7 protein-coding genes are annotated in these 12,727 nt (G+C 64.6%); 1 reads left to right on the plus strand and 6 read right to left on the minus strand.

The genetic code is table 11. The features are described from left to right. Positions 1-7: 7 nt before the first annotated feature. From WIF35_RS09495 to WIF35_RS09505, 3 genes are all read right to left on the minus strand, one after another. The gene (locus tag WIF35_RS09495) at positions 8-670 is read right to left on the minus strand and encodes a ComEA family DNA-binding protein (RefSeq protein WP_412477986.1); all 663 of its coding nucleotides are present in this window, start codon (positions 668-670) and stop codon (positions 8-10) included. Between the two features lie 60 nt (positions 671-730). Further along, positions 731-2,911: a patatin-like phospholipase family protein gene (locus WIF35_RS09500; RefSeq protein WP_412477987.1), complete on the minus strand. Its 2,181-nt coding sequence runs from the start codon at positions 2,909-2,911 to the stop codon at positions 731-733. Between the two features lie 66 nt (positions 2,912-2,977). Continuing rightward, positions 2,978-3,631: an OmpA family protein gene (locus tag WIF35_RS09505; RefSeq protein WP_412477988.1), complete on the minus strand. Its 654-nt coding sequence runs from the start codon at positions 3,629-3,631 to the stop codon at positions 2,978-2,980. Between the two features lie 183 nt (positions 3,632-3,814). Between WIF35_RS09505 and WIF35_RS09510 the strand changes: the two genes are divergently transcribed. After that, positions 3,815-5,872 (plus strand): site-specific recombinase, encoded by a 2,058-nt coding sequence (locus WIF35_RS09510; protein ID WP_412477989.1) that lies wholly within the window; start codon positions 3,815-3,817, stop codon positions 5,870-5,872. Here the strand turns inward: WIF35_RS09510 and WIF35_RS09515 are convergent. The 3 genes from WIF35_RS09515 to WIF35_RS09525 form a co-directional block, all read right to left on the minus strand. Continuing rightward, on the minus strand, positions 5,869-8,367 hold the full coding sequence (locus WIF35_RS09515; RefSeq protein WP_412477990.1) for an ATP-binding protein: 2,499 nt from the start codon (positions 8,365-8,367) through the stop codon (positions 5,869-5,871). The genes WIF35_RS09510 and WIF35_RS09515 overlap by 4 nt on opposite strands. Before the next feature lie 72 nt (positions 8,368-8,439). Further along, on the minus strand, positions 8,440-11,502 hold the full coding sequence (locus WIF35_RS09520; protein WP_412477991.1) for an efflux RND transporter permease subunit: 3,063 nt from the start codon (positions 11,500-11,502) through the stop codon (positions 8,440-8,442). Further along, complete coding sequence (locus WIF35_RS09525; RefSeq protein WP_412477992.1) at positions 11,499-12,650, minus strand: efflux RND transporter periplasmic adaptor subunit; 1,152 nt, start codon at positions 12,648-12,650, stop codon at positions 11,499-11,501. The genes WIF35_RS09520 and WIF35_RS09525 overlap by 4 nt, the downstream gene beginning before the upstream one ends. Between the last annotated feature and the right edge of the window lie 77 nt (positions 12,651-12,727).

The following is a 12,727-nucleotide window of genomic DNA, read 5'->3' on the forward strand; positions in this document are numbered from 1 at the left end:
GAAAAGCTCAGTGCACCGCAGCCGGGCGCGCCGGTGCGGGCATGGCCGGACGGGCCGGGGCCGGCTTTTCGTCGTGCGCGGCCGCTTCGCGCTCATGGACAGCCGGTACGGCAGGTTTGGCCGGAACGGCGGGCTTTGCCGGGGCCGGCATAGCGGGCTTGGCGGGGGCCATCGGTTTCTGTAGCGTCACCTGCGCATCGCTGGCCGCCGGTTTGGCCACCGGTGGCCGCGCCGGCATGGCGGGGCGGGCCGGGGCCGGCGACGCTGCAGGTTCGTGGCGCTCGACGACAAGCTCAGGTGACACGCTGGCCGGCTTGGCCGGCGTTGCCGGACGGGCGGGTGCCGCCGGTTTGGCCGCCTCGACCTTGACCGGCGCTTTTTCGGTCACGCGAGGCGCCGGGCGATCGCCCGCCTCGAGCGGACCAACCGTCATCTGGTTGCGCAGCTGGTCGATCAGGTTATCCGGGAAGCGCGGGATGTTGCCCAGTTCCTTCAGGCTGCGATACGGGCCGTGCTGGTTCCGGTAATCGACGATGGCCTGGGCGCGTGCCTCGCCGATACCCTTCAGGGTCTGCAACTCCTCGACATTGGCGGTATTGATATTGACCCGGGCCAGCGCGCTCAGCGAAAAGGCGATGGCCAGCAGCATCATGACAAAACGCGCGATCATGTTCTTTCTCCCGGTGGTGATCGATGGAAGTATGCCAGCTTCCGCCGCCCTTGCCTGTGCTCAGGGTGTTCCGACGAACAGGAAGACCTTGGAGACGCCGCTCGACGAGTAGCCGAAGCCGAGGTAAGCCGGCCCAAAAGGCGTTTCGCCGCCGACATAGACCGACGACGAATCGATCAGGCTGGGCAAGCGGGTCTCGGTGTAGCGCTGACCGACGCGCGCCGCCTCGAAGGCGAGGCCGATACGCATGTCGCCGCGCAGCCCCAGCGGCAGGCGGCCGATGATGCGCTCGGCGGAGAGGCCGGCGTAGCGGATGTCGTCGCCGATGATCTGTTCGGTGGCAAAAGCGGCCATGTTCTGGAAGCCGCCGAGATTGGCGGCATCGAACACCGGCAGGTTGCCGCTCGGCGAACCGCTGTAGCGCACGCGTGCATTGAACACCGTGCCGCCGAAGGCATAGGCCCCACGCAGGTCGGCATCGGCGCGCGAATAATGCATCTTGGAGGAATCGAACCAGGACAGGTTGGCCGACCAGCCGCGGGTGGGGAAGTAAAGCCGGTCGAACTGGTCGAAATCGGCGCGGACCTGCCAGCCGCCGTAATCGACGTCGGCCTTCGGCAACAAGGGTGAGCCGATATCCGGGTCGTAGCTCCAGCGCCGCTGCACCCAGCCGGCGCGCACCGGACCGAGCAGGCCGGCGTTGAGGCCGGCATAGGCGCGCAGGTGGCTCTCGGTGACCAGGTACTGCGCCAGTCGCTGGTCGTCTTCATAGACGTTCAAGCGGCGCCGGCCGATGCCGACCAAGCCCTGGACGAAAGTCTCCTGGCGCGCATCGAGCGGCTGATAGTAGTCGATGCCGGCGCGGGTGTTGGTGCCGATCTCGCCGTAATAGAGAATGTCGCCGCCCAGGCTGTTCAGCCAGGTCTGGTGCAGGCCGGCGCGCAGGCCGAAGGTCGAGCCCTGCTTGTCGTCGGCCTCCAGGTTGAGGCCGAGGCGCATGTAGTCAGGCCCCCAGCGTTTCTCCACCGGCATCACGCGCAGCACGTTACGCTCGCGCTCGTTGACCACGGTGTAATCGACGCTCTCGTACCAGCCGTCGCCGTAGGTGCGCAGCAGGTCGTGGTTGATCGTGGTCGGCCGGATGGTGTCGCCGGGACGAATGCTCAGGTGACGCTCCAGCGCTGTAGGATTGACCCGCTGCAGGCCGGCCACCTGGATTTCGTCGATGCGCGGCGACTGCCGGCGCAGGACTTCGATGCGCTGCCACCAGGCGGCATATTGCTCGGCAGGCAACGACAGCGCTGCCAGCTTTTCCGCCAAGGCATCCATCGCTGCCCGGCCGCGGTCGGCAGCCTCGGCATGCTTGTCGAAATTGCCGGCGGTGATGCCGTCGAGCGCCGGCTGCACGTAGATATCGCCGGTCTTGAGTAGTGCTTTGGAACGGGCGACGTTCTGTTCGGTCAGGATGCCGATCATCTGCGCCGAAATGGTCAGCAGCGAGCCGATTTCCTCGGGTTTCAACAGCGGCGAGCCGACATTGACGGCAATCACCACTTCGGCCTGGCAGCGTTCGCGCACCTCGGCAATCGGCAGGTTATCGACCAGCCCGCCATCGACCAATTTACGTCCGTCGTGATCGACCGGCGCGATCAGCCCCGGCACCGCCATGCTGGCGCGCATGGCCGTGGTCAGCGGGCCGTTGCGGAAGACGACGCGCTCGCCGGTACCGATATCGGTCGCCACCACCGACAAGGGCAGCGGCAAGTCCTCGATGTTGCGCTCGCCCTGATTGGCGCGCACCAACTGGTTGAAGAAGAGCTTGATCTTCTGGCCGGCGACGACCGAGGACTGGTATTGCACGCCATTGGCTGAAACGCCGCTTTCCGAGCTGGGCAGGAACTGCCGCGCCACCTGCTTGTTACGGTGGCTGAGTTCGGAATATTCGGGGTTGTCCAGGAACATGTCGGACCAGTCGGCCGCGGCCAATGCCTCGCGCATCTTGGCCGGCGGCATCCCGGCCGCCCACGCCCCGGCAACCAGTCCGCCCATGCTCGTGCCGGCCACGCAATCGACCGGCACACGATATTTCTCCAGCGCCTCCAGCACCCCGATATGCGCCGCGCCGCGCGCACCGCCGCCGCCCAGCACCAGACCGATGCGCGGTCGCATCGTGTCGGCGGCAACTGCTGCGGTGCACAGGCCGAAAAGGGCAAAAACCAGGGGGCGAAGTATTCGGGTCATGGGAACTCGAGAACTGAACGTGAAAAAGCCCCGCTGGGCGGGGCTTTTCGTTGAAGCGTCGGCAGATTACTTGGTGCCGATGACTTCGATGTCGACGCGACGATCCGGCTGCAGGCAGTCGATCAGGGCCTTGGTCTTGGCGGTGCCCTTGCACTTGTCGCCGGTCACCGGCTGCTTCTTGCCCTTGCCTTCGGTGTAGACGCGGTTGGCTTCGATGCCCTTGGCCACCAGGTATTCCTTGACGGCGGCAGCGCGCTTCTCGGACAGCTTCTGGTTGTAGGCGTCGCCACCGATACGGTCGGTGTGACCAACGGCCAGAATCACTTCCAGCTTGATGGCCTTGGCCTTGGAGACCAGCTCGTCGAGCTTGGCCTTGCCTTCCGGACGCAGGACAGCCTTGTTGAAGTCGAACAGGGCGTCAGCAGCGACGGTGATCTTCTCACCGGCCGGCTTGACGGCGGCGGCAGCCGGAGCGGCGGCGCCAGCGGCTCCCTTCGGCTCGCAGGCTTCCTTCGGCAGCAGGTCCTTGTCGCACTCGCAACCGGCCTTGTCGGCAGCGGCAGCGGCCGGGGTCCAGTAGCCATCACGCCAGCACAGGCCGAAGCCGCTCTTGGCGACGACGTCACGCTGGTCGATGAGATAGACGCGTTCCTGGGCGGTGGCAGCGAAGCCAAGGCCGGCCAGCAGGGCGACGACCAAAGATTTGGTGAGGAGATTCATGTTCAGTAGTCCCTTGAAAGTTGGAGTATGAATTTTGGATGAGAAGCCCATCAATTCTATTACGAATCCAGCAGGTTCAACCAGTTCAACAAAATTGTCACCGACTGTTACCGCCAATTCTCACGCCAGCGGCTTAACATAGGAGCATTTTCATGACCGCACCGGCCCGTCGGCCAACAGCACATGGCAAAACTCCGCTCCCTGCTTCATTGGTTGCTCGGCAAGCAGCCCGCCGGTCCTGACCCGGTCGCTCGCGCCTTGCAAGCCTTTCGCGACGACAACGCCAAATCGATCGCACTGTTGCACCAGCTCGTCGCCGCGCTACGCCCACATGGACGAGGTGACGAAGCTACTGGCCAACGCTTCGCCACGATGCTCGCCCTGCTCGAGGCCGATCCGATCCTGGCCGCAGCCTTCCGGCACCATATCGTGCACTTCCTGGCAACCCGTCGCCTGCTCACGTTCTTTACCGATAGCGGCATCCTGCCGGGCACCGGTTTCTTCTCCGAATGGTGGCGCATCCTGGGCAACCGCCTGCTGCCCGAGGCGCACGACGAACGCCGCCTGAAGGACTGCCTGCACCTGATTTTCGACCGGCCAAACGACTGGCGCTGGCTCGAACAACTGCCGACCGACCATTGGCAACGCTTGTGGGCAGCGCTCGCCCCCAGCGGCGAGTTGCGCGACGTCGACTGGCGGACCATTCGCGAACAGATGCTCGATGCGGTGCTGTTGCTCGCCCACCGGATCAGCGGCCTGGGTGTCGAAAGCGAACTGATGCGCGCCTCGCCCAATTTCGACGACGACCGCCCCAGCTTCATCGCCCTGTCGGCCGAGGCACTCGAGTTCACGAATATCTTCCGCCAGGCGCTCGACGCTCCGGAAAAAAGCATCGACGACGGCAGTCAGTTGCTGGTCATCGCCGAACAATGCCGTAAGGCCCTGCAACGCATCCGCCGTCGGGCACTCAGCGTCGGTACCAGCCTGCACCTTTCCTACCTGCTGACGCGCAGCGAGCAAAGCCTCGACCGCCTGTCCGAGTTAACGGCCATTCTGGTCGCCGGCCAGAACCCGCAAACGAATAGCGAGGCGCTACCGGCCTGGACCGGCTTCGCCAGCACCGCTTTCCTGGCCGAAAACCGGCGCAACAGCCTGCGCTTCTACCTGGCCCAGCTTTCCCGCCTGCTCGCCGTGCGCGTCACCGAGAACGCCGCGCGCGCCGGCGAACACTACATCTGCGATACGCGCGCCGACTATCGCGGCATGTGGAGTTCAGCCGCCGGCGCCGGCGTACTGATCGGCTGCATGGCGCTGCTCAAAATCAAGGCGGCCGCGCTACACGCCCCGCTGTTCGTCGAAGCCTTCCTGTTCAGCATGATCTACGGTCTGGGTTTCGTGATCATCTACCTGCTCGGCATGACCGTCGCCACCAAGCAGCCTGCAATGACAGCCCAAACCTTGGCCAGCCTGCTCGGCGACATCAAACCCAACCGCAGTGCCGACCTGGAAAAGGTGGTCGATGTGGTGGCCGCGGTATGCCGCAGCCAGTTGGCGGCCATCGCCGGCAACGTCATGATGGCGCTGCCGGTCGCCATCGGCCTGGGACTCGGCCTGAGCTACTACTACGGTGCACCGCTCATTTCGACCGAAAAAGCGGCTCATCTGCTGGCCGATCTGAACCCGCTGGCCTGGGCCATTCCCCATGCCGCCATTGCCGGCTTCTACCTCTTCCTGTCCGGCCTGATCAGCGGCTATTTCGACAACCATGCCGCCTATGCCGAATTCGGCGCACGCATCGCCCAGTTGCGCTGGCTGCGACGCCTGCTGGGCGCGGAACGCGCCCTCCGTGTCGGCAACTACATCCAGGATCGCCTGGGTGGCATCATGGGCAACCTGTTGTTCGGCTGCATGCTCGGCTCGACCGGCGTCATCGGCACCATCCTCGGCCTGCCGCTCGATATCCGTCATATTGCCTTCGCCTCGGCCAACGTGGGCTATGCCCTGACCGGCTTCCAGTTCGATATTGCCGTCCAGGCCATCCTGTGGGCGGGACTGGGCGTTGCGCTGATCGGCCTGACCAATCTGGCGGTCAGCTTCGCCCTGGCCCTGCGCACGGCGCTGGGGGCGCGGCGTATCCGCTTCGAACACTGGGGACCGTTGCTGGGCGCCATCGGCCGCCGACTGCGGCAGCAGCCGCGCAGCTTCTTCCTGCCCGAACGCAGCGAAACGAATGCCGGCTAGCGGTGGAGCCAGCGGTGCAGTACGGCCAGCAATTCGCCGTGATTGATCGGCTTGGCCAGGAATCCATCCATGCCGGCGGCGGAGCAACGCTCGTGATCTTCGGCAAAGGCACCAGCCGATAGCGCAACGATAGGCAGACGAGAACGGCCACTTTCGTTTTCCCAGCGACGAATCGCCTCGCTCGCGGCAATGCCGTCCATCACCGGCATCTGGATATCCATCAGGATCAGGTCGGGCGCCCACTCGCCGCCGATCAGTCCATCGATGGCCAGCTGTCCGTTCTCCACGCAAACCACCTGCACGCCCAGCTTGCCCAACATGGCGCGGACGACACGGCTGTTGGTCGGATTGTCTTCGACGACCAGCACCGTTCCAGCAAACTGTTCGGCCGGCAGCTTGGCAAGCTCTCCCAATGCCGCTCGCGGCATTGAGCGCAACTCGGCCGTCACCGGCAAGCGGCGAGCTCGGATTCGGAACCAGAAGCGGGCTCCCTGGCCTGGCGCACTGTCCACGCCGACCTCCCCCCCCATCAGCTCGGCCAGCCGGTTGACGATGGAAAGGCCGAGGCCGGTACCACCGTATTGCCGGGTGGTCGAACTATCGGCCTGGGAGAAGGGGCGGAACAGCAGGCGCTGCTTCTCCGGCGCAATACCAATCCCGCTGTCCTGCACGGCGAACTCGAGGATGGCATCGTCACCATCGTCCTTCAGCTTGCGTGCCGATATTCTGACCTCACCGGCCGCCGTGAATTTGATCGCATTGTTGATCAGATTGGCCAACATCTGGCGCAGGCGTAGCGGGTCGGCCCGGTAGTGCTCGTCGTTCGGCCCGGCCCACTCGGCGCTCAGCTTCAGTTGCTTCTCCTGCGCGCTACCGGCAAAGAGCAGGCTGATCTCGTGCAGCATCTGCGCCGGCGCAAAGCTGGCCGGCTGGATGTCCAGCTTGCCGGCCTCGATCTTGGACAGATCGAGAATGTCGTTGAGCAGGCTGAGCAGGGTCTGGCCTGAATTCAGGATGGTACGCACGTACTCCTGCTTTTCCTCCTCGGGCAACCCGGGTTGCAGCAGCAACTGGGCCATCCCGAGTATGCCGTTCATCGGCGTACGGATCTCGTGCGACATGGTCGCCAGGAAGGCGCTCTTCGCCCGGTTGGCCGCTTCGGCCGCCTGCTTGGCCTGGTAAAGCGCGGTCACGTCGATGCGGAAGCCGACGGTATAGCCATCCGGGGTCTTGTGTTCCTTGATGCGCAACCAGCGCCCGTCATCGAGCGGCTGGATCAGGTCGGTATCGCCCCGGCGATGCTGCGCCAGGCGCTCGGCCACCCAATCGTCGATGCGCCCGACCGCCTCCTTGTACTGCCCCCGCTCGGCACCGGTGCGAATGATGTATTCGAAGGTATTGCCGGGTACCAGCAGATCGACCGAGGTCTGGTAAAAGCGCCGGTATTCCTCGTTGCAATAGGCTAGGCGGTCGTTCTCGTCATAGATCACGAAGGCTTCGCCGATGGTATCAACAGCGGAACGCAGCATCTGCCGGCTGCCAAGCATATGGCGCTCGGCCTCCGCTCGCTTCTGACGCGAACGATAGAGCAGCACCGCGAGCATGACGATGAGCAGGCTGGTACCGCTGGCCAAGAGCAGTGCAATCTGGCGGTGCTCGCGGTAGGGTTCGAGTACCTGCTCCAGATCATGGCCAACAATGAAGGTCATCCCGTACTCTGGTAGACGGTAGTACCCAACTGTCTGTGCAATACCGGCAGGCGCGATGGCGTTGATGAAATTGCCGCTGGTCGCATTTTCACCAAGCGTGATCGGCAAATTCGACAGCTTCTTCCCCATATAGGCATCGTTGTCCGGATGGCGTGCCATCACGTCGCCCTCGTCTCCGATCACACCGGTTGCCGAACCCGTTTCAAGGTTGAGCTTGTCGTTGAACGAGACCAGACTCTGCGGCGCCACCGAAATGACCAAGACGCCGGCAAAGCGGCCATCGCGCAGAATGGGGCGGGTAAACTGGATGCTCCACTTGCCGGAAACCTTGCCGAGCAAAGGCTTGCTGATGTACAGGCGATCGGCCTGGCTTTCGACATGAACCCGGAAATGCTTCCGCTCGCCCAGGTAGATACGCTCTTTCGGTGCCCCCAGATTGCTGTAGGCGACATAACCTTCGCGATCGATCACAGCGACCTGGAAGGCAATATCGCTGACGACTTGCTGGCGGTGCCTGACGAATTCGGCAAAGCGACGCGGGTCACCCTCCCAGGAGTCACGCAGGTCGAGCAAGATCTCGTCGAGACGCTTGAATTGCGATTGGGCGTTTTCGGCAAAGGCCTGAGCCTGGAAGACCGATGAGGTCTCGACCATCCGGACCTGGGCTTGCCGCGCCTGGAACAGATCGTAAGCCGTTGCCCCCCAGACGACAGCCAGGCCGACGGCAATTGCCAACACCAATCCGAGACGGGTGGAAAACAGGGAGCGGGCAGGCTGGCTGAGCATCGGCGGCGGGCGAGGTAAAAGCCCGGCCATTGTACGTCAGCCCTCTGCCCGGAAATTTAACCTTGGCGAAATTCAGTGTGCCGTTTTTCCCAGGCGACGACGCATGGCGACGATCAAATCATCGACGTAGGTAAACACCACGGGTATCACCAGCAAGCTGAGGAAGGTCGAGGTGATCAGGCCGCCGATGACGACAATGGCCATCGGGGCACGGAAGCTCGGGTCGGTGCCAATACCGAGCGCAATCGGCATCATGCCGGCGCCCATCGCCACCGTGGTCATCACGATCGGCCGCGCCCGCTTGCGGCAGGCATCGAGCAGGGCACTCCAGCGATCCAGCCCGTGCTCGCGGCGGGCGAGAATCACGTAGTCGATCAGCAGGATGGAGTTCTTGGTGGCGATACCCATCAACATGATCATGCCGATCAGAGAAGGCATGGAGAGCGCACTGTGGGTCACGAACAGCGCCAGGAATGCCCCGGGCACCGACAGCACCAACGCCGCCAGGATGGTCACCGGCTGCACGAAATCGTGGAAGAGCAGGACCAGCACGATGTAGATGCACAGCACGCCGGTCAGCATGGCGAGACCGAAACTGGCGAACAGTTCGCCCATGGTCTCGGCGTCACCGACCGTGGTCTGCATGACCCCTGGTGGCAATTGCGCCAAGCTGGGCAGCTTGAGCGCCGCCGCCTCGACTTCGCCGAGCGGCTGGCCGTTCAGTTCGATTTCGAAATTGATGTTGCGCAGGCGGTCGTAGCGGTCGATTTCGGCCGGCCCGCCGCCCAGGCGCACGTCGGCCAGATTGGCCAGCTGCACCGGGCCGTGCTTGCCGGGCACGGTCATCTGGCGAATAAGATCGAGGTCCGTACGTGCTGCCGGCGGCAGTTTGACCACGATGGGAATCTGTCGCTGCTGCAGGTTGAGCTTGGCCAGGCCTTGGTCATAGTCGCCGGCGGTGGCGATGCGCAGCGTGTCGGCGATGGCGGCCGAGGTCACACCGAGGTCGGCCATGCGGGCGAAGTCGGGGCGGATGACCAGTTCCGGGCGGACCAGGCTGGCCGTCGTCGTCACGTTGCCGATACCAGGCAAGGTGCGTAGGTCGCGCTCGACCAGACGGGCGTGCTCGGCCAGTAATTGGCCGTTCTCACTGGCCAGTACCAACACGTATTTTTCGTTGCCCGAAGCCAGGCCGACCTTGATCTGCACGCCGGGAATGGAGGTCAGCGCCTGGCGCAATTCGGCCTCGATCTGCTGCTTACTGACACCGGAGCGATCCTTGCGCGGCGTCAGGTTCAGGGTCAGCGTCGCCTTGCGCACTTCCGGCGCACCGCTCGGTGCGAACGGATCGCTGCCCGCCTTGCCGCCACCCACTGCCGTGTAGACGAGGCGAACGTGCGGATGCTTCTCGGCAATCGCCCGCGCCTGCTCAGCGGCAGCGAAGGTGTCCTTGAAGGTCACGCCCGGCGGCAGGGTGACGTAAATCTGCGTCTGCGACACGTCGTCCGGTGGCAGGAAGCCCTTGGGTAACAGAGGCACCAGCATGAAGGAGCCAATGAAGAAACCGAGTGCAGCCAGCGTGGTCAGGAAGCGATGCTTCAGGCACCAGGCGGCCCAGCCTTCATAGAGGCTGAGCCAGCGCGGCGGCGCGTGTTCGTCCGCCACCGGCTTCAGGATGTAGGCGGCCATCATCGGCGTCAGCATGCGGGCGACGACCAGCGAGAAGAAGACGGCAATCGCCGCCGTCCAGCCGAATTGCACGAAGAACTTGCCGGCCACGCCGCTCATGAAAGCGGTGGGCAAAAAGACGGCGATCAGTGTGAAGGTGGTGGCGATCACCGCCAGGCCGATTTCGTCGGCCGCCTCCATCGCCGCCTGATAAGGCGTCTTGCCCATGCGCAGGTGGCGCATGATGTTTTCGATTTCGACGATGGCGTCGTCGACCAGGATGCCGACCACCAGCGACATCGAGAGCAGGGTCACGACGTTGAGCGTGAAGCCCATCAGGTACATCACGGCAAAGGTCGGAATGGCGGACAGCGGCAGCGCGGCGGCAGAAACAACAGTGGCGCGCCAGTCGCGCAGGAAAGCCCAGACGACAATGACGGCGAGGATGGCGCCTTCGATCAGCAGCTTCATCGAGCCTTCGTAGTTCTCGATCACCGGATCGACGAAATTGAAGGCCTCGGTGATTTCGATATCGGGATGCTCCGCTTTCAGTTTGGCCAGCGCGACGAGGATGGCATCGGCCACCTCGACCTCGCCCGCCCCGCGGCTGCGCGTGATCTCGAAGCCGACCACCGGCTTGCCGTTGAGCAGCGCGGCGGTGCGCCGTTCGCCGACGGTATCGCTGATCGTCGCCACCTGGTCGAGGCGGATACGGCGGCCGTCGGACAGCACGATATCCATCGCCGCCAGTTCCTCGGCACGCTGCACGGTGGCGATGGTACGCACCGACTGCTCGCTGCCGCCGACATCGGTGCGGCCGCCCGAGGCTTCCTGTTGGATCTGCCGCAACTGGCGCGAAATGTCGGCCGCCGTGGCCTTGAGCGCCAGCATGCGGGCCGGGTCGAGTTCGATGCGAATCTCGCGCGTCACGCCGCCGACGCGCGCCACCGCACCAACGCCGCGCACGCTGAGCAACGCCTTGGCGACGGTGTTATCGACGAACCAGGACAGCGCCTCCTCGTCCATCCGGGCCGAGGCCACGGTATAGGTGAGGATCGGTGCGCCAGCCAGGTTCACCTTGCTGATTACCGGGTCCTTCAGGTCGCCCGGCAGGTCGGCGCGGATGCGCGATACGGCGTCGCGCACGTCGTCCACCGCTTCCTGCGTCGGCTTCTCCAGGCGGAACTCGACGGTGACGATGACCGTGCCATCCTGCACCTTGGTGTAGATGTGCTTGATGCCCTGCAGCGTCGCCACCGAGTTCTCGATCTTGCGCCCGACCTCGGTTTCCATCTGCGCCGGCGCGGCGCCCGGCAGGCTCGCCGTCACCGTGACCATGGGCAGGTCGATATCCATGAACTGCTGGATCTTCATGGCCTTGAAAGCCATGATGCCGGCCAGCGTCAGCAGCAGGAAGAAGAGGATGGCCGGGATCGGGTTGCGGATCGACCAGGAGGAAACGTTCATTTCGCCTCGCCTACCGCGTCTTTGACGACCTTGACCACGTCGCCATCGGCCAGGAAACCGGCACCGCTGGCAACGATACGCGCCTCGGCCGGCAACCCATCGACGATCTCGATGCGCTCGCCGGCGCGGCGGCCGATCTGCACCTTGGTCATCGCCACGCGATCCTCGCCTTCCAGCCGGAAGACGTAAGCGAAGCCCTCGCGCAACACCACGGCCGCATGCGGCACGGTCAGCGCCTTGGCCTTGCCGAGCACGAATTCGCCGCGGGCAAAAACGCCAGCACGCACTGCTGCGGTAGACAGCGGCAAATCGACAAAAACCAGGCCGTTGCGGGTGGCCGGATCGACGCTTGGCGACACGCTGCGCACCTTGCCCTCGACCGTCTCGCCGGCCGGCCCGATCAGGCGGGCGACGCCACCGACGGCAAGGCGCGACAGATCGGCCGACGGCACCTCGGCGCGCCACTCCAGGCGGCCGCCACGGATCAGGCGGAACAGTTCCTGCCCCGGCTGGGTCAGCGAACCGACGGTGGCGCTACGCGCCGAAATCACGCCCTCGTCCGGCGCCAGCACGGCGGTCTTGGCCATGCGCAACTCGGCGGCTTGCAAGCGCGCCTGACCGGCAGCCAGGCGGGCAGCGGCGGTGTGTTGCCCGGTCTGGTACTGGGCGTGCAGCTGCGAACTGTAAAAGCCCTTGGCGCGCAATTCGTCGGCGCGCTGGGCATTGCTCTTGGCTTCGGCCGCACTGGCTTCCAGTTCGGCGACGGCGGCCTTGGCCTCGGCCAGTTCGCTGCCGACCGTATCGCTGGCGATACGGGCCAGCACCTGGCCTTTTTTCACCCGGTCGCCGACCTGCACGGCCACTTCGGTAATGCGGTAATTGGCCAGTTCGGGGCCGATGATGGCTTCCTGCCAGGCGACCACGTTGCCGTTGGCGGCCAGGCTCTGCGGCCATTCCTCGACCTGCGGCGTGGTCAGCGTGACCGACAGGGCCGGACGCGCTGCTGCCTTGTCGACCGCTTGATCCGCCGCCGGCTTTTGCGTAGAGGAAGGGGCGAGCGCCAGCCAGCCGATCACGACGCCAGCAACGACGACCAGCGCCACCATTTTCTTGCGTCCGGACAGGGACGCCAACGAATTGAATTTCATGCCAAAACCCGTGTGCACCGCAGCAATCGGCGAATGATACCTCGCTTCGCGCCAATGTCAGCGAGCTACCGACCGGC

Origin of the sequence: Azonexus sp. IMCC34839, assembly GCF_047047955.1 — a bacterium.
Lineage (GTDB): Bacteria > Pseudomonadota > Gammaproteobacteria > Burkholderiales > Rhodocyclaceae > Azonexus.

What these genes read in the sequence shown, in the direction of transcription:
- WIF35_RS09495 (WP_412477986.1), bottom strand. Translation starts at nt 670, where the DNA reads ATGATCGCGCGTTTTGTCATGATGCTGCTGGCCATCGCCTTTTCGCTG.
- WIF35_RS09500 (WP_412477987.1), bottom strand. Translation starts at nt 2,911, where the DNA reads ATGACCCGAATACTTCGCCCCCTGGTTTTTGCCCTTTTCGGCCTGTGC.
- WIF35_RS09505 (WP_412477988.1), bottom strand. Translation starts at nt 3,631, where the DNA reads ATGAATCTCCTCACCAAATCTTTGGTCGTCGCCCTGCTGGCCGGCCTT.
- WIF35_RS09510 (WP_412477989.1), top strand. Translation starts at nt 3,815, where the DNA reads ATGGCAAAACTCCGCTCCCTGCTTCATTGGTTGCTCGGCAAGCAGCCC.
- WIF35_RS09515 (WP_412477990.1), bottom strand. Translation starts at nt 8,367, where the DNA reads ATGCTCAGCCAGCCTGCCCGCTCCCTGTTTTCCACCCGTCTCGGATTG.
- WIF35_RS09520 (WP_412477991.1), bottom strand. Translation starts at nt 11,502, where the DNA reads ATGAACGTTTCCTCCTGGTCGATCCGCAACCCGATCCCGGCCATCCTC.
- WIF35_RS09525 (WP_412477992.1), bottom strand. Translation starts at nt 12,650, where the DNA reads ATGAAATTCAATTCGTTGGCGTCCCTGTCCGGACGCAAGAAAATGGTG.